Origin of the sequence: Fibrella aestuarina BUZ 2 (genome assembly GCF_000331105.1) — a bacterium.
Lineage (GTDB): Bacteria > Bacteroidota > Bacteroidia > Cytophagales > Spirosomataceae > Fibrella > Fibrella aestuarina.
The window spans coordinates 4197230-4218392 of the sequence record NC_020054.1 but is presented as its reverse complement, the minus strand read 5'-3'; the positions used below and the strand labels follow the sequence as shown (position 1 = coordinate 4218392).

Genomic DNA, 21163 nt, shown 5'->3' with positions numbered 1-21163 from the left:
AGGTAGAAACAACGAGCCGGTCGCCAATCGGTTGCGTTGATGCAGTACTTGCATCTGGAAGGTCCCGACGGGCGAACAGGCTTGCCCGCGTTTGTGTTACCTTTGTGGTGCCCCAACTGCCACCTCTATGCTCGATTTTCTGACTAACGCTTTCACCGACGACGTACCCCCCGCCTCACCTGCCCTCTACGCCCCGTCTCTGACCCAGTATATCCGCCGCGAGACCATCACGGTCAACATTGGTGACGTCCCGATGGGCTCCGACTACCCCATCCGGGTGCAGTCGATGACCACCATCGACACCATGGACACGATGGGGTCGGTGGCGCAGAGCATCCGGATGATCGAGGCGGGCTGCGAGTACATCCGCATTACGGCGCCGAGCGTGAAGGAAGCGCAGAACCTCGATAACATTCGCAAAGAGCTGCGGGCGCGGGGCTACAACACGCCGCTCATTGCCGACATTCACTTTACGCCCAACGCAGCCGAACTGGCCGCGCGGCTGGTGGAAAAGGTCCGCATCAACCCCGGCAACTACGCCGACCGGAAGCGGTTCGAGCACATCGACTACACCGACGCGGCCTACGCGGCTGAACTGGAGCGCATCCGGGAGAAATTCCTGCCGCTGGTGCGCATCTGTAAAGAGTACGGCACCGCCATGCGCATCGGCACTAACCACGGCTCCCTGTCTGACCGGATTCTGAGCCGCTACGGCGATACGCCCGTCGGGATGGTGGAGTCGGCGCTCGAATTTCTGCGCATCTGCGAAGCCGAAAACTACTACAACATCGTGTTGTCGATGAAGTCGAGCAACCCGCAGGTGATGGTGCAGGCCTACCGGCTGCTGGTGCAACGGCTAGCCGAAGAGGGTCTGAAACCTTATCCGCTCCATTTGGGCGTGACCGAGGCGGGCGAAGCCGAAGACGGCCGTATCAAATCGGCGCTGGGCATCGGTACGCTGCTCGAAGATGGGCTGGGCGACACCGTGCGCGTATCGCTGACGGAAGAACCCGAATTTGAAGCCCCCGTGGCTAAAGCGCTCATTGACCGCTATACCAATCGCGCCCAGACCGCCGACCCCATCCCCGCCCTCACCGGCCCGTTGCCCTACGACCCGTTCCAGTATGCGCGGCGGCAAACGAGCGAGGTGGCCAATTTCGGCGGCAGCAACGTACCCAGAGTCATCGCCGACTACAGTCACACGCTCGTGAATGAAACCGACGTGCTGAAAGCGGTAGGGCACTTTTACCTGCCCGTGCCCGATAAGTGGGCCATGAATGACCTCGGTGCCGACTACCTGTACACCGGTAGTAAACCGGCGCAGTTTATGCTGCCCAACGGCCTCAAGGAGATCGTCGATTACGCCGTCTGGCGCGGCCATGCCGATGCGGCAAACACGCTACCGATGCTGACGGCCGCCGAGTACCTGCATGCCCGGCATCAGCCGCAGGGGCTGCACTTCCGGCTCAACTTCGTGCGCTTTTCGCTGCTCGACCTGAACGACGAACTGGCCGCCGCGCTGCGGCAGGACCGGAACGTGGTGGGCATCGTGCATACGGATAACACCCACGCCCTGCCCGAACTGCGGCGGCTGTTTATCGACCTGGCCGACCGCCAGCTGACCCTCCCCGTGGTGATTCAGCGCGGCTACACCCACGCACCAGCTGAGCACCTGCCGCTCTACGCCGCCACAGACGTGGGGGGGCTGTTGATCGATGGCTTCGGGGATGGCGCGCTCCTGTGCAGCACCCGCACCGACGACCCCGACGAACTGAAGCAGCTGAACGGACTGGCGTTTGGTATTTTGCAGGCCGCCCGTACCCGCATCACCAAGACCGAATACATCTCGTGCCCGTCATGTGGGCGTACCCTGTTCGATTTGCAGGAAACGACGGCGATGATCCGGCAGCGAACCGACCACCTGAAAGGCGTCAAGATCGGTATCATGGGCTGCATCGTCAATGGTCCCGGCGAAATGGCCGACGCCGACTACGGGTACGTCGGTATTGGCCGCGACAAGATTGCGCTGTATCGGGGTCAGCAGGTGGTGAAGAAATCGGTGCCCGCCGCCCGGGCCGTCGACGAACTGATCGAGCTGATCCGGGAGGATGGCCGCTGGCTTGAACCGGCTACGGTGTAGGCGGCGGTTAGCCACAGGCTCAGTTCTTGGCCGTTGAGTTGGGCGTTTTAGGGCGAAACTGGGTTTGTAGAAAATACACCTGGATCTCGCTTTACTTAATGAACGCCAACCAACCAATTCTTTTTATCGACAGCGATCAGGATGATCAGGAGCTGCTGAAACCCATCCTTCAAGAGTTAGCCCCCGACCATCCCGTTTTGCTGTTCAACGATGGCGAAACCGCCTTTGACTTCTTACAGACCACCGAGCAGAAGCCGTTCCTGATTATCTCGGAAATCACCATGCCCCGCATGACCGGGCTGGAACTTCGTCGGCAAATCGAACAGGATCCCAAGCTTCGGAAAAAAGCCATTCCCTTTATTTTCTTCACCCACCCCGCCTACGAACAACTGGTCGATGAAGCCTACGAGCTGACGATTCAGGGCTTTTTTGAAAAGCAGAGCGATATTCTCCAGATTCGCCACCAACTGAAGGTTATCATCGACTACTGGCAGGACTGCCTGCACCCCAACCGCGCCCGCCGGAACAACTGAGTGGCTGCCGCCGAAGCTACTCCTGGCCCCGGGCGGGCAGGTAGACCGTGAAGGTACTGCCCTGGCCGGGTGCGCTGGTGGCCGTGATGGCCCCGCCATGGTTGTCGACGATCTTTTGGCAAATGGCCAGCCCAATGCCGGTGCCGGGGTACCTGTTCTTGCCGTGTAGTCGTTGAAAAACAACGAAGATGCGGTTGAGGTATTTTTCGTCGAAGCCAATGCCGTTGTCGGTAATGCTGATCGCCCAGAAGGATGTTTGCTGGCCGGGCTGTTGGAGCAGCCGGTTTGGCAGACGCGCCCTGACCGCCTGGGGAATGTCGTTGAAGAGAAGCCAGTCAGCGGAAACCGTAACGATGGGGACCGTGTCGGTGTGCCGAAACTTGATGGCATTAGCCAGAAGGTTATCAAACAGTTGCTCTAACTGGGCGGGGTCACCGTTAATGGTGGGAAGCTCGGACCAGTTTACTTGCGCTCCCGATTCGGTAATGGCCTCGGTAAGGTTCGTCAGCACCATTGGGAGCAGATTGGTCAGCGATACCGGCCTGAACGGCTCCTGTTGGGTGGTGAGGCGCGAATAGGTAAGCAGGTCGCTGATCAGCACCGACATGCGTTTGGCGGCTGCCTGCATGCGCTGGATCAGATCCTGGGTGCTGGCGTCGAGGGTAGCGGCCTGGCCAACCGCCAGCATGTTCCCAAACGACTGAATCTTCCGCAGGGGCTCCTGGAGATCGTGCGAGGCCACGTAGGCAAACTGCTGGAGGTTATCGTTGGCGCGGCGTAGCTCCTGAATGGCCATTTCGAGGGCTTCCTGATGCTGCTTCAGTTCGGTAACTTCCAGAAAGGTGAACAGTACTTGCTCACCATGCCGCACGGCTGCCGACTGAAACCAGCCGCTGATGCCATCCCCGAAATAAGGCATGAGCCACTCGGTGGGCTGGTTGGTATGCACCGCCTCGATCAGCGCCCCCACCAGCCCGAACGCTTCGGCGCTGGGACATACGGTCTTCAGCCGATGGCCTATCAACTGATCCGCGGGTTTGCGGGTAATTTCCAGCTCGGTCTTATTGACGGCCGTGTAAATGAAGTCGACGATCCGGCGCGGGGTCTCTTCGCAGGAATCGTCCCAGACCGGGTCGAACAACACAACCCCCGCCGGATTGACGCCCTGGATTACCTCCATGAGCTGGGCGTGCTGCCGGGCCTGCGACAGGTCGGCGTAGGTAAGCAGCAGGTTATCGGCCAGCCGCGTAGCCGACACCTCGTAGCCTGGCAAGGGAGTCGTCTGCGTCGAGTCGGCCGGGCACTCGAACCGAGCGGATAGCCCCGTGTCGAGTACATCCTGATACAGAGGCAATAACGGCGCGTTGATAAACTGAGGAAAGCTGAGGCGCAGTGACTGCCCCTCGATCGCGCTGATCGGCTGCGCCGTGTCGCGTTCTGCCTGCGGGTTAAGCATACCCAGCCGTAAGTCGGTCAGCATACCATCGGGCTGGTAAACGGGATGTAACAACAATACGCCGCTTTGCGGAGCGGGCAGCGCACCGGGCAACAGGTCAGCGACCTGGTTATTCATTACGTTCATGGTTACGGTAGGCAGTAACCAGCCGCACCGGCCTGCCCTGACGGGCGATCTTGATCGGGTAAGCTGGTACGGTTCTACAGGCAAGGTACAAAAAATGTACTTACCAGATAGATAGCATCGATGTAGCGTAACGCGTGGTCTGACCGGTCACTACATGAAGGTAACTGCTGACTTTTATCCGCTAATCAGTGCAAGTCGGCCAGCCACGCCTGCGCGAAAGCACGGGCGGCCATAACGGGCTCTTTGCCCATCCGGAACAGGAGCTTCCAGGTAGCCGACTTGGCCCGATAAGCTGGATTGGCAAACTCCTGACGCGCCCCGTCTGCGACGAGTTTAGCCCTAAAATCGACATCGTTACAGAGCGCAACGAAGGCCGTCAATTGCTTCCGCAATACAGGCCGTACATCGGGCTGCGCTTTCGGAATGCGGCGCCGAGCAGCGGACGAGGCTGCCTTCGCCCGCCCGGTAGCGGCGTCGTTGGCCGATGGCCGGGCGCTTTGCCGCAGTTGCTGGAGCTGATACGCGAGATACTGCTTTTTAAACTCGGCGGGTTTACCCGCGTAGTCCGACAACATTCGGCTCGTTTCGGTGATGTGCTGTTGCATCAGCCGCCGGTCGTCGCCCTGAAGTGTGGCCAGTTCGGCCTCCATCTGGGGCAACTGCGTGGTGATGCCGCTGTAAAGCACGGCGGGGTCCAGGTGCGTATAGGCCTGCTGAATGGCGAGCAATTCGGCGTTGAGCGTCTCGTCGGCATCGGCCTGTTGCGCCTCCCGGCTGTCGCCGTCGGGCGACGGCCCCTGTAACGACTGTTGGTAGTCGTGCCGGAATGCGTCTGATTCGACGTAGCTACGCACCACCTTACCCAATAGCTGCACGGTGGCGGCGCGTGAACCGGGCGGAATCCGCGCGGCGGCGGCCCGGATCGCCGAACTGGGCGTGAACGACAACAGGCCTTCGTGGCGCAGGCAATGCAACGTACCTGTCCGCACGTCGGCCATCGTCACGCCAACATCGGTGAGTACATCGCCCGTGCGCAGGGCAATGGAAATGGGGAGGATTAGAAGGATAAAGCCCACCCGCAGGTAGTGATTGCTCATAACGTTGTTGTTTACCGGTCGTAAAAGTCTCGCCGCTGGCGGGTATCGCCAATGACTCGCTGACCGAAGCCGCAAAGTCGACCGACGAGGCGGCGAAGCCAGAGCTCAGGCCAACGCGATGCCGCTACAACGTACCCAGACAGGGCTGAGGCGGCGGCAACGAGTTACTCATTTGTCCTCTGAGATAACCAGATGGCGGGCACTTTGGCCGCGCCGATTGATTATTTGGCCCACTTAGGTCAGCGCAAACCGGGCTAGCCAAAACGATCGGTTGGCAGGTAAGAGTTTGTGGACGGCTGCCAGCCCTATTTTTGTCTGGATGGTAAACCTTTTTGCCAGCCAAAACGCTATAGTTGTAGGTGGAGCCGCGCCCAACGGGGCGGTTGTTCATCCGGCAGTCAAACTCTAAAACACACTTTCTGTGAGCCGTTTAACTGATTATCTCAAGATTGGGCCGGTGTTTAATTACTTCCTGCGGGTATTTCGTAAACCCGACCCCAACCAGCCAACGAGCGTAAACCTGCGCATGATGCACGGGATCAACCGGATCTCCATCATCATGTTCCTGTTCTGTTTGCTGGTGATGCTTTACCGCGCCTTTTTCCGATGAGCTTTGATGACCTGCGCGCGTACTGCCTGAGCAAGCCCGCTACTACCGAGTCGCTTCCGTTCGATGAAACCACGCTCGTGTTTAAGGTGGCCGGGAAGATGTTTGCCCTTAGCGACATGGAGAGCCGCCCCATGCGGGTGAGTCTCAAGTGCGATCCCGAGCGCGCCGTACTGCTGCGCGAGGAACACGCGGCCATCGAAGGGGCCTACCACATGAACAAACGGCACTGGAACACCGTCACCTCGGATGGATCGCTGCGCGATAGCCTGATTCGCGAGCTGATCGACCATTCCTATGAGCTGGTCGTGGCGGGGCTGCCCAAAGCCGTTCGGCAAACGCTGGGTTGAGCGGCCTCGCCACCAATCGGCAATTATTGACCAGTAAACTAGTTTTAACACCCATTATGTGTGGGGATCTGCGTAATTTAGCTATCCGTAAATCGTAGGAACAGCGTGGTATGGAGGTTATACTGCTGGGCTTTTTATTCGTCGTCTACCTGGTGCTCCGGTACTATCTGATCGACCATGAAACAGCCTCCGAAAAAGACATCAAGCGGTTTCAGGCGGGAATTCAGCTGGTGAAGAACCGGGAAATCGAGGCGGCGTTCGATTACTTCAACGAGGCCGTCCAGAAATACCCACAGTCGGCGGTGGCGTATGCCTATCGGGGCAAATGTCAGCTGTTGCTGGAAAACCACTTCTCGGCTATCTACGACCTCACCCAGGCCGTCAACCGCGACAATACCCTGGCCGACTGCTACCTGGACCGGGGCATTGCGCTCTACCGGGTCGAGCAATACACCGAAGCCTTCCGGGAATTTGATAAGGCCGTGTGGCACATCCGCGACGAACGCCCCGACGCCTACCGCTGGCGCGCCCTGGCCCGGATCGAGCTCCGGCAATTGAGCCAGGCCGAAAACGACCTGCGCCGGGCCGTGCTGCTGGGCGATGAAAACGCCTTCCAATTGCTGCGTCAGCCGCCATTTTCGCGCCCCAAACACGCCAACAGCGGCCGTAACTAACGGCCAATTCGCCACCTCTGGCCAGCTACCAAGCCATCTGAACGTACAGCATTTTATTCGCGAGTAGGGTTAAATCACCGGATTCTTGCGGGAACCAGTCCATTTCTGCATCTAGACAGACTGGCCGTGCAGGGAGAGGCTTGTGCTGCGCATGGGCCGAAAAAGGCTAACAATCAGTAAAATACGCATTTAGTCCGCAAACTAGATAGACTAATACGTAAAAGGCTGACAATCATTTTTTTAGCTATTACTTGCATTGTATAAAATCGCGTGCCAACTTTGTCCCGCACCGAATACGCTACAGATCGCTGTAGTCGTCAGGCCTAAGTCAGTACCACGCTGGCTTATTTATTTAAGGAATAAATCTATCAAATAGATAGATTACATAGGCTATAACTTGTTTTTGAGTCCCATGAACCCAGCACAACCAGCAACACAGGCAATTTTGTCGGGCGGGCCGGCAACACGCTCCACCCCAGTGGCTGTAGCGGGCGCACGAACCAGTTATTACATCACCGGTTTCGATCGCCCCAGTTTCGTCAACGACATCACGCAGGCGGTGCCGCAAGATGACCGCTGCCGCATTCTGGGCATGACTTTCGACGTGCAGGCGGGGGTGCGGGTAACGGGCTACCTGACGGTCGACGTACCCGACGAAACCCATCGGACCGTGTTGCAGCGGCAGCTGCGGGCGATCCGGGGCGTGGTGAGCATCAACGAACTAACCAACGACTAAGCCATGGACGAAATGATCATCGAAACGGGCCCGGTAAACCCCTACGCCCGCACGTTCTTCTGGTTCTGGGGATTAGCTTGTCTGGCCCTCATCGGCTTCCGGTCCGACGAGCCAACCTACCGGCAGCGACTCGACGTCTGGCATCAGCAGCGGCTCGAATCGCTGCGGAGCGAAACCGGTTGGCTGAACCTGGCGGGGCTGTTCTGGCTCAAAGAAGGGGCCAACGAAGCCGGTGCCGACCTGGGCAATGACCTGACGTTTCCCGCCGACCGCGCGTCCGCCCAGCTGGGTACGTTCCGGCTGGTGAAGGGGACGGTGCAGTTTGAGGCGGCCCCCGGTGCCACCGTCCTGGCCGACGGCGAGCCCGTGCTGGCTACGAAAACCATTTTTTCGCCCGATCTGACGAAACCCGTTACGCTCAGCCACGGGTCGTTGCGCTGGTTTGTGATCAAGCGCGGCGATCGGTACGCGGTTCGGCTGCGCGATCTGGCCAGCCCGCTGCTGAAGGCGTTTACGGGTATCGAGCGGTTTCCGGCCGACGAAAGCTGGCGCGTAACGGCCCACCTCGAACGCCCCACCGCGCCCCGCACCATCCCGATTCTGGACGTTACGGGCCAGACCTCGCAACAGCCGCTGGCGGGTACGTTGGTTTTTGAGCATCAGGGGAAAACCTACCGGCTCGATGCCGTTCGGGAAGGCGACCGGAAATTGTTTATCCTGTTTGGCGACCAGACCAATACCCACGACACCTACGGATCGGGCCGGTTTCTGTACGCCGATCTGCCCGATGAGCAGGGCAACGTCACGCTTGACTTCAACCAGAGTATCAACCCACCGTGTGCCTTTACGCCCTTTGCTACCTGCCCGCTGCCCCCGCAGCAGAACCGACTGGCGACGGCCGTTCGGGCGGGCGAAAAACGGTACGGTAACCACTGATTCATCGATATTGCCATGAGCAAACAACTCATTTGTCCAACGGATGGCGTCCAGGTCAATGAAACCAAAGTCCGGCTGGTGGCCGGGCTGGTCCTGACCATCGCCATCGTCTACCTCCTGACGGCCTCCCTATGGGCCGGTAGCCTGCTGCTGCCCCTGCTGTTACTGATTGATTTTGGCCTTCGTGGCTCCGAATGGGCGCGCTACAGCCCGCTCGGGTACGTGGCCGACTGGCTGGTAAGCGCCCTTAATCTCTCCTATAAAGGGACCGACCAGGCCCCCAAGCGCTTCGCGGCCCGCATCGGGCTGGGGTTCAGTCTGCTGATTGCCGGCCTGCAACTGGCGGGTAGCCCCACCCTTATTCCAACCGCCGTGCTGGCCCTGTTTGCCGCGCTGGAGTCAGGGCTTGGCTTCTGCGCCGGTTGCTACGTTTATACTCTTTACGTGCGTCTGTTTCCGAAGGCGCTTAACTAAATTCATCCGCATGCTGACCATCACCGAAACCCCGGTTCAACTTCACGAACTACTGTCCACCCAGCAACTCGAGTTTTTCCGCCGTAACGGCTATCTCCACATCAAACAGTTTGTCGACCGCTCCACGGTACAGTCGTTTCTGGCTGACATTGACCGGGTTGAAGCCGAATGGCTTGCCGAGGGCATCGACAAGATCAACGGGACACCCATCAAATTTGGCCATGACGAAACCGGGCGCCGGATTGTGCAGCGGTTCGCGTTTACGTCGCACTACAGCCCGCTGCTGACGGAGTTCCTGGCCGACGAACGCCTGCAGGCCCTTACCCAGCTTCTTACGCCTTACGAGGGCCGGATCAGCCCCGAAGAGAAAGACGGGCTGGTGGTCAACCATTACGTGCGGGCATCGGAGTCGAGCTTCTCGCGCATGGGCTGGCATACTGATAGCCCCCGCGACCTGTTTTTGGGCGGGCGCATCCGGCCGATGCTCAACGTGGGGCTCCACCTCGACGACTGCCCGCAATCGAACGGGGGGCTGCGGGTGCTGCCCGGCACGCACCGGCAAAGCACGCTGCTGACGCTCTTCCGCAAACGCCAGTTTATCGATCATCGACCTGATCGCCGGGAGGTGGGCTTCGACATCGAGGCGGGCGACCTCACCATCCACGATGGCAACCTCTGGCACCGCGTTGAGCAGTCGCCGCACATTGGCGCCGCCAGCCGCCGCCGGGTGATGTATATCCCCATCATCACGGGCGACTACCAGCCCAAGGACGCCAGCAGCCGGACCCCCTTTTACCACCGGTTTGCGAAGCGGATTCAGGATTAGGTAACGCAAGAAATACCAGGTCGTACGGCCTGATGAATAGCCTGACGGACTCGATTGGGCTGGTTACAACAGGAGGCCATAGAGGAGCGGCAACTCACCTAGGGTCCCATCAGGCCAACCGAATCGGCGGCAACCGGGTCGGTTGGCCTGTAACAGAGTGCTGGCAACCGACCCGTCGGACCGTGCTCATTTTTCACGAAACCAAGGCGATAATGCAAACGTTTATTGGATCAGTAGCGGCTTGTCTGCTACTAATGGGCCTGCTGTTGCCCAACCGGTTGCTGGCACAAACGGCTCAAATCAGCGGCACCATCCGGACGGATGACAACCAACCCTTACCCGGCGCCAACGTGGTGCTGAAAGGGCAAGGCAAGGGCACCAGCACCGATGGCAACGGCCGGTATTCGATTACCGCCGGGCCGGGGCAGGTGCTGGTTATCTCGGCGATCGGTTATCAGAACGCCGAACTGACGGTAGGGAATGTAGGCAGCTCAACCACCCTCGACGCGACACTCACCGAAGCCCCCTCCCAGCTCAATGAACTGGTGGTGGTGGGCTACGGCACGCAGGAGCGCAAGAACCTCATTGGCTCGGTGACGCAGGTCAACGCCGAAGAAATCAAGACCCGCCCGGTTGCCAGCTTCGAGCAGCAGTTGCAGGGCCGGGTGGCCGGGGTACAGGTATCGGCCAACACGGGCGTGCCGGGCGACGGGCTCTATTTTCGCATCCGGGGCAACACCTCCATCAACGCCAGTAACGATCCGCTCTACGTGGTCGACGGGGTGTTTATCAACAACAACAGCCTCCAGAAAATTACGACGCAGGGGCAGGCCAACAACCCCCTGGCTGATCTGAATCCGGCCGATATTGAGTCGATTTCGATTCTGAAAGACGCGGAGGCGACCGCTATCTACGGGGCACGGGCGGCCAACGGCGTGGTGGTGATCACGACCAAGCGCGGGGCGTACAACGCCAAAACAAAAGTGGCGCTGAACACGTCGGCCGGGCAGGCGTGGGCCCCCAAACTCTGGGACCTGGTGACCGGCCCCGAACACGCTACCATCATCAACGAAGCCTGGATCAACGATGGCAAACCGGTCGCTACCCGGCCGTTCCGCCCGGTCACGGAGGGTGGGCGCGGCCTGCCCGAAGAGCAGCCAACCTACGACCGGCTGGGCTATATCTTCCGCGCGGGCATCCTGCAAAACTATGACCTGTCGGTGTCGGGCGGTAACCAGCAAACCCGCTTTTACCTCGGCGGGGGTTATACCAGCCAACAGGCCACGCTGCGCACCAACGATTTCGCCCGCGCCAGTTTTAAACTCAACCTCGACCATGAGCTGACCGACCACATTCGGGTGGGAACCAGCAATAGTTTCGCCCAGTCGACGCGGAGCAACGCCCGGGTGGGCGATGGCCCGCAGGGGGGTATTTTGCAGGCGGCACTCCACACGCCAACGTACCTGCCGAAGGTCAACGCCGACGGGTCGTATGCCAAATGGGCGGGCTTCGATAACCTCGACGTGCTCATCAACAACACCGACATGCAGTCGACGAGCACGCGCTACATCGGCAACCTCTACGGCGAGTGGGATATCCTGCAGGGCCGTTCGGCGTCCAGCCTGAAATTTCGCAGCAGCTGGAGCCTCGACTATAACCTCTATGACGAATACGAATACTGGAATACGCTGACCAACCGGGGAAGCGCCAACAAAGGGCTGGGTACGTCGAGCCTAAGCCAGAACACGATCTGGATCAACGAACAGACGCTGCAATTCCGGCGGACGCTGGACAGCCATGCGTTTGGGGTGCTGGTGGGCAATACCATTCAGGGGAACGTAAACAAACAGACGCAGGCGCAGGGCACCAACTTCCCGTCCGACGATTTCCGGCAGCTGTCGTCGGCATCGGTCACCACCTCGTCGTCGGCCCGGAGCCAGAACCGGCTGGTGTCGTTCTTCGGGCGGGTCGATTACAATTTCGCCCGCAAGTACTTCCTCGAAGCCAGCCTGCGGGGCGATGCATCGAGCCGGTTCGGCGCGAATCACCGCTGGGGCTATTTCCCGTCGGCGGGGGTGGCGTGGCAGATCAAGCAGGAAGGCTTTTTGCGCGACCTACGCGCCATCAGCGACCTGAAACTCCGCGCCAGCATCGGCTGGACGGGCAACCAGAACGGCATCAACGATTTTGCCTCACGCGGCCTGTGGGGTGGGGGCTTCAACTACCAGGACAACCCAGGTACGTTCCCCACGCAACTGGCCAACCCCGACCTGAAATGGGAGACCACCCGGCAGATCAACGCCGGGCTGAACGTCGGGTTGTTCAACAACCGCATCGGGCTGGAAATCAACGCGTACGAGAAATACACCTACGACCTGCTGATTCAGGTGCCACTGGCGCAGAGCACCGGCTTTTCGAGCATATTCCGCAACGACGGGGAAATCAGCAACCGGGGGTTGGAACTGGGGCTGAACACGGTGAACATTCAGGGCAAAGACCTCACCTGGAATACCAGTTTCAATATCTCGGCCAACCGTAACCGGATCGAAAAACTGTCGATTCCCGTGGATGCCAGCTACAACGTGGAGCGGCTGGTGCAGGGTTATCCGTACCACGCCTACTTCGTTTACAAGCAACTCCGGGTTGACCCCGAAACGGGCGATGCCGTCTACGACGATTACAACAAAGACGGGGTCATTACGGCCGCCGACCGGCAGTATGTCGGTACGGCACTGCCCACCTTCGTTGGTGGTCTGAACAACACCCTGACTTACAAAGGATTTGACCTGTCGGTGTTTGTCAATTTCAGTTCGGGGGGACTGGTTTACAACAGCAACCGCTTCTTCCACGAATCGGGTGGCACGCGCGACGACCGGCGGGCTATCAACAAAAACCAGCTGACCCGCTGGCAGAAACCCGGCGACATCACCGACGTACCCCGCGTTACGACGCTGGGCAACAACTACAACCTGAGCCCCACGAGTCGCTTTGTGGAAGATGGCTCGTTTGTGCGCCTGAGCAGCGTGGTGCTGGGCTACACGCTTCCCAAGGCTCTGTTGCGTAAAGTGGGGATTTCGTCGGCGCGGGTGTATTACAACGGCTCGAACCTGTGGCTGCTGAGTCGCTATCAGGGCCCCGATCCCGAAGTGAACGTAACCGCCAACGCAACGACGCAGGGCTACGACCTGGGTACGCCGCCCATCCCGCGCACAGCCCAGTTCGGCCTGAATCTGACCTTATAAAACCGGGTGTTTCGTCGCGTTGTCGCGGGTTGTCGTTCAGCTACTTCATCAACAAACAACCCTTCAGGCCCTGAACGGCATCCGCTGACGGCGTGACGAAGCACCGCCACCGCATACGGCTAAACTCAACCAGCATGAATACTCGTAAATGGCTCCTGCCCCTGCTGCTGCTATCGGGCTGTAGCAATTTTCTGACCGTACAGCCTGATTTGCAGGTCGACGAACAAAAAGCGATTACCAACGCTGCCACCGCCGAGGTCGCGCTGAATGGCCTCTACAACCGGCTGGGCAACGATGGCTACTACGGCTCCAACTTCCCGGCGCTGGCCTACCTGTCGGGGGGTGACATCCAGTGGACGGGTTCGCAGGGTGCCCCGCAGGAGATCACCGCCCGCAAACTAACCGCCGACAATGGGTACGTTAGCTCGGCTTGGAGCGCTATTTACCGCACGATCCTTGCCGCCAACTACCTGTTGGAAACCGTGCCGACGCTGACTGACCCGCTGCTGACCGCCGATCGTAAGCGGCAGTTGCAGGGAGAGGCCCTCGCGATTCGGGCTCTTTCTTACTTTGATCTGGCGCGGGGCTGGGGCGGCGTGCAACTGGTGCTGAAACCCACCCGCACTGCCGCCGATAACGTCGGGATTGTACGGAGTAGCCTGACCGATACCTACGCGCAGGTGCTGGCCGACTTGACCGCCGCCGAGCCGCTGCTGGCCAACACCACCAACCGCAACCGCGTGACGCGCAAGACGGTCTGGGCGTTGCGGGCGCGGTATCACCTCTACCGGAGCGAGTGGGAGCAGGCCGACAGCTACGCCAGCAAGCTCATCGACGACGCCACGAATTACAAACTGGTGAAGCCTTACAGCGCATTTTTTGCCAACAATGCCGTGAACACGACGGAGTCAATTTTTGAACTGGCGTATTCCAATTCGTTCAAAAACGGCCACAGCAACTGGTGGTTGCCCCCCGCCCTGAGCGGTCGGCGGGAGTGGGCGCCCAACGCTCAACTCGTGGCCCTGCTCAACAACCCGCAGGTGGGTGGCAACCGGTCGGCGGTGATTGCGCAGACGGCCCCGCCGGGTAACCTCTGGTATGGCCGCCTGTATTACCGCACGCCAACCGGCACCGACCCGGCTTACCTGATCCGCATTGCCGAGCTGTACCTGATCCGGGCCGAAGCTCGTGCCCGCCTGGGTAAACTCTCCGACGCCCTGGCCGACCTGAACGCTGTGCGGAGCCGCGCCGACCTGACGGCATTGACTGCCACGACGAACCCAACGGCGGAATCGCTGCTGCTGGCCATCGAGACCGAGCGGCGACTCGAATTTGCCTTCGAAACCGACCGTTGGTTCGACCTGATCCGCACGGGCCGGGTAGCGACGGTGTTGGGTATCACGGATGCCAACAAGTATATATTGCCCATCCCAACGAGCGAAATCCTGGCCGATAAGGTGCTGACCCAAAACCCCGGCTACTAATCCATCAACTGTATGAAACGCATCAACATCGTACTGGTCCTGCTGCTGACCACACTGACGACCCTCAGCTTTGCCCAAACGACCGGTCCCGAAAAAGGCGCACTGGTCATCGTCGGAGGAGGCGCTATCCCGCCCGACATCTGGAACCGCTTTATCGAACTGGCGGGTGGGGCGGCCAACGCCCGGATTGTGGTAATCCCCACGGCGGGCGACGACTCGACCCTGACGGCCACCGGGCAACGTACCCAGAAACGGTTGCAGGAACTGGGCGTGGCCCATGTCACGCTGCTCCACACCCGCGACCCCAAACAAGCCAATCAGGAGGCGTTTGTAAAGCCCCTGCGCGAAGCCACCGCCGTCTGGTTCGATGGGGGGAGGCACTGGCGGCTGGCCGATTCGTACCTGAATACGTTGGCGCATAAGGAGTTCAATGCCCTGCTTAGCCGGGGTGGCGTGATTGGCGGAACGTCGGCCGGGGCCACCATCCTGGGCTCGTTTATGGTCCGGGGCGATACCAAGGGCAACAGCATCCTGGTCGGCGACCATACCGAAGGGCTGGGTTTTGTAAAGAACCTGACCGTCGATCAGCACGTGTTGCGCCGGAACCGTCAGTTCGACCTGATCGAGGTGATTAAGGCGCGGCCGGCACTGTTGGGCATCGGGATTGATGAGAGCACGGCGGTGGTGGTGCGGCAAAATACCTTCGAGGTGCTGGGTAACTCGTTCGTCGGTATCTACGACAGCCAGCAGATCAGCAGTTCGGCAAAGTACCCGTCGGGGCAGAACAGCACGGGCGGGCCGTTTTATTTCCTGGGCAAAGGCCAGCAGTTTGATATCCTGAACCGAACCGTGATCAACCAGCCAGCGCAACGGCCCAACGAACCCGCCAAATAGCGCCCGCCAGTTTTGATCCCGGAGCCCCTGAATCGACCCCGGCGAACGGTCGAATACCTCGCCCTGGCGTACCTTGCAGGCGGGTATTGGGGATGACTACCAGTTTATCACGCGAACGAATGGCGGAAACAAACTACGATGCGGTGATTGTGGGCGCTGGCCCGAACGGCCTGAGTGCGGCCATCGTGCTGGCGAAAGCGGGGCTGTCGGTCGTTGTGCTCGAGGCCCAGGACACCATCGGGGGCGGCACCCGATCGACTCAACTCACGCTGCCCGGCTTCGTGCACGACATGGGGTCGGCGATTCATCCACTGGCGGCGGGCTCGCCCTTCTTTCAGCAGCTACCCCTGGCCGAGTACGGGCTGGACTGGATTTACCCACCCGTGGCCGCCGCGCACCCGTTTGATGGGGGCGGGGCGGCCGTGCTGGCGGGTTCCGTGGCCGAAACGGCTCAACGCTTTGGCGTCGATGCGGCCGCGTACCAAAGCCTCTTTGAGCCAATTGTGCAGCACTGGACCACGCTGGCCCCCGACCTGCTGGGGCCACTGCGTTTTCCGAACCACCCGATCGATCTGGCTTCGTTTGGCCTCGATGCGCTGCTGCCGGCCACGTACCTGGCCCGTCGGTTCAAAACCACCGAGGCACGGGGGCTGCTGGCGGGGATGGCGGCCCACGCCATTCAGCCCCTCACCAACCTCACCACCTCGGCGATTGCGCTGGTGCTGATGGCCGCGGGACACCAACGGGCCGAATCCGGGTCCGGCTGGCCCATGCCCAAGGGTGGTTCGCAGCAGATCGCCAACGCGCTGGCGGCTTACCTGCAATCGCTGGGTGGGCAGATCGAAGTCGGTCGGCCGGTGCGCTCGTTGGCCGACCTGCCCAAATCGCGCGTGGTGCTCTTCGACCTGACGCCCAAACAACTGCTGCGCATCGTGGGCGATGGGTTTCCGTACATTTACCGAAAGCAACTGGAGCACTACCGCTACGGCCCCGGCATCTTCAAAATCGACTGGGCGCTCGATGGCCCCATTCCGTTTACCAACGCCGACTGCGAGCGGGCGAGCACCATCCACCTCGGCGGCACGCTGGAAGCCATCGTAGCCGCCGAGCAGCAAACCTACGACGGCGGCCACCCCGACCGGCCTTACGTGTTGCTGGCGCAGCAGAGCCGATTCGACCCGACGCGGGCGCCCGCCGGCCAGCATACCGCCTGGGCGTACTGCCACGTACCCAACGGCTCGATCGTCGACATGACCGGGGCGATCGAGCGGCAGGTCGAGCGGTTTGCGCCCGGCTTCCGCGACCGCATTCTGGCCCGACATACGATGAATACAGCGCAGGTCGAGGACTGGAATCCCAACTACGTGGGTGGCGATATCAACGGCGGCATCATCGACTGGCGGCAACTGTTCACGCGGCCTACGCTGAGCCTCTCGCCCTACCAGACGGGCAAATCGGGCGTGTACATCTGCTCGTCGGCTACCCCGCCGGGAGGCGGCGTGCACGGGATGTGCGGGTACCACGCGGCCCGGGTCGCCCTGCGTGACAGTTTTGGCAAGGACGTACCCATCTCCCTGCTTGGTTCGTAGCCGAGTGGGTGATGGCCGGTACGTAGCGAGGCAGCGGTTGCGGTCGTAACTTGCCTTACTTCGTATGACTCATAGACCAGACGTTATGCCCCCCCGCATTGACCCCTTGCCCGAAACCGCCGCCTCCGACGCGCTCAAAGCTGCCTGGGCGAAACATATCGACGACTACCCCGGCTCCCGAATCACGAATATGAAAGCCACGCTGAGCCATTCGCCGCTGGCGTTCGACGTGTACATGCAATGGTACCCGCTCTACCACGCCGTGATCGGCATCGTGGGCGAACGGTCGGCGTATCTGTTTGCGCATGCTATTTCGGAAGCCTCGAACTGTCCGCTCTGCACCACCTTTTTCCGGAAGATCATCATCCAGAATGGCGAACGGCCCGAAGACCTGCGCCTGACCGATGCCGAGCAGCACCTGCTGAATTTCGGCGCGGCCATCGCCCAAAACCGGGGCGACGTACCTGACGAGGTGTACGCACCCATCGGGCACCGCTTTTCGGCCGGGGACGTGGTCACGCTCGTTGCCTTTGCCGGGCAGATGATTGCCACGAACCTGATCAATAACGTCCTGCACGTGACCATCGACGACTACCTGTATCCGTACCTACCTTTAACCCAATCGGCCGACCGAACAACCGGATCGCCGGACCGCACTACCCATGCCTGACCTAGCCACGAATCAGACCGCCCAGAAGGTGGCGTTTATCACCGGTGCCGCCCACGGACAGGGCCGGGCCGTAGCGCTCGCTTTAGCCAAAGAAGGCATCCACATCGTGGCGTTCGACGTCGCCAAGAACCTGACGTACCCAGCGTATACCTTTGGCTCGGCCGACGAACTGACCCAGCTAAAACAGGACGTTGAAGCCCTCGGACGGCCCGACGCATCGGTTGGCTGCCTGACCGTTACGGGCGACGTGCGTGACGATGCCGACATAACCCGCGCCGTGGAGCAGGCAATGGCCACGTTCGGACGCATCGACATACTCTTCAACAACGCGGGTATCTGCGCCTACGGGCTGGCCCACGAACTGACCGAAGACGCCTGGGATGCCATGCTCGACATCAACCTCAAGGGCGCGTGGCTGGTAGCGCGGCGAGTGATTCCGATCATGATGGCGCAGCAATCGGGCGTAATTATCAATAATTCGAGCATTGCCGGGCTGCGGGGAATGAACCGCCTGAGCCATTACGCCGCCTCAAAATGGGGACTCGTCGGCCTGACCAAATCGTGGGCTATCGAACTGGCTCCCTACAACATACGCGTCAATTCCATTCATCCCACAGGCGTCAACACGCCGATGAATGACGGGCTGGCGGCGCTGGAAGGCACCACCACGCAGGAAATTGCCGAACGGTCGGCCGGAAATTTATTGCCGGTGCCCTGGGTTGAACCAGAAGACGTGTCGGCCATGGTGCTGTATCTGGTCTCCGACGGCGCGCGCTACATCACCGGCTCCCAATTCGTGCTCGATGCGGGCCTGTTGACGCGCTGAATGCTATGGGTCATTAGGCTACGCCGTCATTGGTAGTCATTGATGGTCATTCATTGTTTTTCGCTATGAACGACCATCAATGACTACCAATGACGGCGTAGCCTAATGGCAACAAACGAACATACCTATGCGAATTAAATCTCTGGAGAGACTGCGGCAAGAAGCCGCCGAGAGTAACGAAAATACCCTGAAGCGCTCGCTGGGGGCCTTTAATCTAGTTGCCATTGGTATTGGTGTCATCATCGGTGCGGGCCTGTTCTCGCTCACGGGCATTGCCGCCGCCAACCATGCCGGCCCGGCCGTGACGTTATCCTTTGTGGTGGCCGCCGTGGGTTGTGCGTTCAGTGCCTTGTGCTACGCCGAATTTGCCGCGATGGTGCCGATTTCGGGCAGTGCCTATACCTACGCCTACGCCACGCTGGGCGAGTTGTTCGCCTGGATTATCGGCTGGGATCTGGTGCTCGAATATTCTGTTGGGGCGGCTACGGTAGCCATCAGCTGGTCGCAATACCTGAATCGGTTCCTGAGCAATTACGGCCTGCACCTGCCCCCACAACTCATGCTGTCGCCCTTCGAAACCGCCACCGGCGCCGATGGGTCAACCGTGTCGGGTATCCTGAACGTACCGGCGGTGCTGATCGTGGTGCTGATTACCAGCATCATCATTCGCGGCACGTCGGGGTCGGCCATTTTCAACGCGATCGTGGTGACCCTCAAAGTGCTGGTCGTGCTCGTGTTCATCGCGCTGGGCTGGCAATATATCGATCCGGCCAACTACCAGCCCTACATTCCGGCCAACACCGGGACGTTCGGCGAATACGGCTGGAGTGGCGTGTTGCGGGGTGCGGGCGTGGTCTTTTTCGTCTTTATCGGCTTTGACATTGTGGCGACGATGGCGCAGGAAGCCAAGAAACCCCAGCGCGACATGCCCATCGGGATCATTGGCTCGTTGGTGGTCTGCACCATCCTGTTTGTGCTCTTCGGCTACGTCATGACCGGCATGGCCAACTACACCGAGTTTAAAAACAGCGCGGCTCCGGTCGCTATCGCCATCGAAAAAACGCCCTACCGCTGGCTGGGTCAACTCATCATCGGCGCCATCCTGATCGGCTACACCTCCGTGATTCTGGTTGATCTGCTGGGGCAGTCGCGCGTCTTTTTCTCGATGAGCCGCGACGGGCTGCTGCCGAAAACGTTTTCCGAAGTGCATCCCCGGTTCCGTACGCCCTGGAAAGCCAACGTGTTGCTGTGCGTGTTCATCGGCCTGTTCGCCGGGTTTGTACCCATCCGGGTCGTGGGCGAAATGACGAGCATCGGCACGTTGCTGGCCTTCGTGATGGTCTGCCTCGGCGTGCTGATCCTGCGCAAAAAACAACCCGATGCCCCGCGCGCGTTCCGCACGCCCTGGGTGCCCGTGGTGCCGATACTGGGCATTCTGACCTGCCTCGTGATGATGGTCTCGCTGCCCGGCGACACCTGGCTGCGGCTGGTGATCTGGCTGGCCATTGGCCTGGCGATCTATTTTGCCTACGGCAAAAAACGCAGTAAACTGTATCTTTCTACCGTACGTGATGATCTGGATCACCCGCGAGCGGCCCAAGATTGACCGCATTGCCTGCCCCTGGCTTATTCGCCGGTTTATCGACCCCGAGGCCCAAATCGTATTCGTGCCTGCCGACGAGGTATTGGCGCAGGCCGCCGCCCTGGGCGCTACGCCCTTCGACGTACCCGGCGTTGAGTTTTCGCACTACGGCACCGACTGCACCTTCGACTACTTCCTGAAAAAATACGACCTCCGCGACCCGGCCCTGCACACGATGGCGCCCATCGTGCGCGGGGCCGACACCGACAACCATGCGCTGGCCGAACAGGCCGCCGGGTTGTGGGCGATCTCGGCCGGGCTGGCCCATAACCTACGGGACGACGAGGCACTACTGGCGCAGGGCATGGTCATTTACGACGCGCTGTACAGCTGGGCAACGTACCTGCAACACGAAAAACACACACAAAGCCCCACCGAAAACCGGCTTGCGCAGGTAATGGCAACGTACCTGGCGTTGCAGAAGAAAGCCCGAAAACGTACCCCCGGCTGGATTCGCGAACTGGAAACCCTGATTCAGGAACACGTCGATACTAACCGGATCGGCGGTCCGGCGGGCATCAGCCTTAAAGCCGTTTCCGAAGCGGTGCAGCTAAATCCAACGTACCTGTCGCGGGAGTTTGCCACCCACTTCGACAACCTCACCTTTGGCGAATACATCCGCAAACTGCGCATCGACAAAGCCATCCAACTCCTCGATCAGCCCGCGTATTCGCTGCTCGACATTGCCTACCTGACGGGTTTCTCCGACCAGAGCCACTTCACCCGGGTGTTCAAGAAAGTCGTCGGCACCAGCCCGTCGGCCTACCGAAAACAGGCCCAAAAAGGTAAAGAATAGGCCAAAAGGAAATTTTGTGCTATGCCAGCCAACGAAGCGTTCATAGCCTTGTAACCGGGTTTGGT

At 60.2% G+C, this 21163-nt stretch carries 19 protein-coding genes; 17 read left to right on the top strand and 2 right to left on the bottom strand.

Translation table 11 applies throughout. The features are described from left to right. The first annotated feature begins 127 nt into the window (after nt 1–127). Both ispG and FAES_RS17235 read left to right on the top strand, forming a co-directional pair. Entirely contained in the window at nt 128–2140 is a 2013-nt protein-coding gene (gene ispG, locus FAES_RS17240; RefSeq protein WP_015332512.1) for a (E)-4-hydroxy-3-methylbut-2-enyl-diphosphate synthase, read from the top strand. Between the two features lie 98 nt (nt 2141–2238). Continuing rightward, nucleotides 2239–2673: a response regulator gene (locus tag FAES_RS17235; RefSeq protein ID WP_015332511.1), complete on the top strand. Its 435-nt coding sequence runs from the start codon at nt 2239–2241 to the stop codon at nt 2671–2673. A 16-nt stretch (nt 2674–2689) separates the two neighbouring features. Here FAES_RS17235 and FAES_RS29105 read toward each other — a convergent pair whose 3' ends face one another. Next, entirely contained in the window at nt 2690–4246 is a 1557-nt protein-coding gene (locus FAES_RS29105; protein WP_051054188.1) for a sensor histidine kinase, read from the bottom strand. 194 nt (nt 4247–4440) lie between these two features. Further along, on the bottom strand, nt 4441–5352 hold the full coding sequence (locus tag FAES_RS17225) for a hypothetical protein (protein ID WP_015332509.1): 912 nt from the start codon (nt 5350–5352) through the stop codon (nt 4441–4443). Between the two features lie 421 nt (nt 5353–5773). On the opposite strand from FAES_RS17225, the gene FAES_RS17220 reads away from it, so the two are divergent. The 15 genes from FAES_RS17220 (at nt 5774) to FAES_RS17150 (ending at nt 21098) form a co-directional block, all read left to right on the top strand. Further along, complete coding sequence (locus tag FAES_RS17220) at nt 5774–5962, top strand: DUF6728 family protein (protein ID WP_015332508.1); 189 nt, start codon at nt 5774–5776, stop codon at nt 5960–5962. Then, entirely contained in the window at nt 5959–6309 is a 351-nt protein-coding gene (locus FAES_RS17215; RefSeq protein WP_015332507.1) for an MmcQ/YjbR family DNA-binding protein, read from the top strand. Before FAES_RS17220 ends, FAES_RS17215 begins: the two co-directional genes overlap by 4 nt. A 110-nt stretch (nt 6310–6419) precedes the next feature. After that, complete coding sequence (locus FAES_RS17210; protein ID WP_015332506.1) at nt 6420–6983, top strand: tetratricopeptide repeat protein; 564 nt, start codon at nt 6420–6422, stop codon at nt 6981–6983. 412 nt (nt 6984–7395) lie between these two features. After that, nucleotides 7396–7719, top strand: coding sequence for an ACT domain-containing protein (locus FAES_RS17205; protein ID WP_015332505.1), 324 nt, complete (start codon nt 7396–7398; stop codon nt 7717–7719). A gap of 3 nt (nt 7720–7722) precedes the next feature. Then, nucleotides 7723–8655 (top strand): DUF1684 domain-containing protein, encoded by a 933-nt coding sequence (locus FAES_RS17200; RefSeq protein ID WP_015332504.1) that lies wholly within the window; start codon nt 7723–7725, stop codon nt 8653–8655. A gap of 15 nt (nt 8656–8670) precedes the next feature. Beyond that, nucleotides 8671–9129 (top strand): DUF4395 domain-containing protein, encoded by a 459-nt coding sequence (locus FAES_RS17195; RefSeq protein ID WP_015332503.1) that lies wholly within the window; start codon nt 8671–8673, stop codon nt 9127–9129. A 10-nt stretch (nt 9130–9139) separates the two neighbouring features. After that, a complete protein-coding gene (locus tag FAES_RS17190) occupies nt 9140–9955 on the top strand; it encodes a phytanoyl-CoA dioxygenase family protein (protein ID WP_041258032.1) in 816 nt (271 codons plus the stop codon). A gap of 212 nt (nt 9956–10167) precedes the next feature. After that, on the top strand, nt 10168–13197 hold the full coding sequence (locus tag FAES_RS17185; RefSeq protein ID WP_041258030.1) for a SusC/RagA family TonB-linked outer membrane protein: 3030 nt from the start codon (nt 10168–10170) through the stop codon (nt 13195–13197). Between the two features lie 134 nt (nt 13198–13331). Beyond that, the gene (locus FAES_RS17180; protein ID WP_015332500.1) at nt 13332–14681 is read left to right on the top strand and encodes a RagB/SusD family nutrient uptake outer membrane protein; all 1350 of its coding nucleotides are present in this window, start codon (nt 13332–13334) and stop codon (nt 14679–14681) included. 12 nt (nt 14682–14693) lie between these two features. After that, nucleotides 14694–15575, top strand: a complete 882-nt coding sequence (locus tag FAES_RS17175) for a cyanophycinase (protein ID WP_015332499.1) — start codon at nt 14694–14696, stop codon at nt 15573–15575. A 119-nt stretch (nt 15576–15694) separates the two neighbouring features. Beyond that, nucleotides 15695–17164, top strand: coding sequence for a phytoene desaturase family protein (locus FAES_RS17170; RefSeq protein WP_041258029.1), 1470 nt, complete (start codon nt 15695–15697; stop codon nt 17162–17164). Between the two features lie 85 nt (nt 17165–17249). Continuing rightward, nucleotides 17250–17834 (top strand): carboxymuconolactone decarboxylase family protein, encoded by a 585-nt coding sequence (locus FAES_RS17165; RefSeq protein WP_051054186.1) that lies wholly within the window; start codon nt 17250–17252, stop codon nt 17832–17834. Continuing rightward, nucleotides 17827–18660, top strand: a complete 834-nt coding sequence (locus FAES_RS17160) for a mycofactocin-coupled SDR family oxidoreductase (RefSeq protein WP_015332496.1) — start codon at nt 17827–17829, stop codon at nt 18658–18660. Before FAES_RS17165 ends, FAES_RS17160 begins: the two co-directional genes overlap by 8 nt. A gap of 127 nt (nt 18661–18787) precedes the next feature. Next, the gene (locus FAES_RS17155) at nt 18788–20266 is read left to right on the top strand and encodes an amino acid permease (protein WP_015332495.1); all 1479 of its coding nucleotides are present in this window, start codon (nt 18788–18790) and stop codon (nt 20264–20266) included. Continuing rightward, nucleotides 20232–21098: a chromate resistance protein ChrB domain-containing protein gene (locus FAES_RS17150; RefSeq protein ID WP_015332494.1), complete on the top strand. Its 867-nt coding sequence runs from the start codon at nt 20232–20234 to the stop codon at nt 21096–21098. Before FAES_RS17155 ends, FAES_RS17150 begins: the two co-directional genes overlap by 35 nt. The last annotated feature ends 65 nt before the right edge of the window (nt 21099–21163 follow it).

Excerpts from the sequence above, each read along its gene's own strand:
- ispG (WP_015332512.1), top strand. The coding sequence starts at position 128 with ATGCTCGATTTTCTGACTAACGCTTTCACCGACGACGTACCCCCCGCC.
- FAES_RS17235 (WP_015332511.1), top strand. The coding sequence starts at position 2,239 with ATGAACGCCAACCAACCAATTCTTTTTATCGACAGCGATCAGGATGAT.
- FAES_RS29105 (WP_051054188.1), bottom strand. The coding sequence starts at position 4,246 with ATGAATAACCAGGTCGCTGACCTGTTGCCCGGTGCGCTGCCCGCTCCG.
- FAES_RS17225 (WP_015332509.1), bottom strand. The coding sequence starts at position 5,352 with ATGAGCAATCACTACCTGCGGGTGGGCTTTATCCTTCTAATCCTCCCC.
- FAES_RS17215 (WP_015332507.1), top strand. The coding sequence starts at position 5,959 with ATGAGCTTTGATGACCTGCGCGCGTACTGCCTGAGCAAGCCCGCTACT.
- FAES_RS17210 (WP_015332506.1), top strand. The coding sequence starts at position 6,420 with ATGGAGGTTATACTGCTGGGCTTTTTATTCGTCGTCTACCTGGTGCTC.
- FAES_RS17205 (WP_015332505.1), top strand. The coding sequence starts at position 7,396 with ATGAACCCAGCACAACCAGCAACACAGGCAATTTTGTCGGGCGGGCCG.
- FAES_RS17200 (WP_015332504.1), top strand. The coding sequence starts at position 7,723 with ATGGACGAAATGATCATCGAAACGGGCCCGGTAAACCCCTACGCCCGC.
- FAES_RS17195 (WP_015332503.1), top strand. The coding sequence starts at position 8,671 with ATGAGCAAACAACTCATTTGTCCAACGGATGGCGTCCAGGTCAATGAA.
- FAES_RS17190 (WP_041258032.1), top strand. The coding sequence starts at position 9,140 with ATGCTGACCATCACCGAAACCCCGGTTCAACTTCACGAACTACTGTCC.
- FAES_RS17185 (WP_041258030.1), top strand. The coding sequence starts at position 10,168 with ATGCAAACGTTTATTGGATCAGTAGCGGCTTGTCTGCTACTAATGGGC.
- FAES_RS17180 (WP_015332500.1), top strand. The coding sequence starts at position 13,332 with ATGAATACTCGTAAATGGCTCCTGCCCCTGCTGCTGCTATCGGGCTGT.
- FAES_RS17175 (WP_015332499.1), top strand. The coding sequence starts at position 14,694 with ATGAAACGCATCAACATCGTACTGGTCCTGCTGCTGACCACACTGACG.
- FAES_RS17170 (WP_041258029.1), top strand. The coding sequence starts at position 15,695 with ATGGCGGAAACAAACTACGATGCGGTGATTGTGGGCGCTGGCCCGAAC.
- FAES_RS17165 (WP_051054186.1), top strand. The coding sequence starts at position 17,250 with ATGCCCCCCCGCATTGACCCCTTGCCCGAAACCGCCGCCTCCGACGCG.
- FAES_RS17160 (WP_015332496.1), top strand. The coding sequence starts at position 17,827 with ATGCCTGACCTAGCCACGAATCAGACCGCCCAGAAGGTGGCGTTTATC.
- FAES_RS17155 (WP_015332495.1), top strand. The coding sequence starts at position 18,788 with ATGCGAATTAAATCTCTGGAGAGACTGCGGCAAGAAGCCGCCGAGAGT.
- FAES_RS17150 (WP_015332494.1), top strand. The coding sequence starts at position 20,232 with ATGATCTGGATCACCCGCGAGCGGCCCAAGATTGACCGCATTGCCTGC.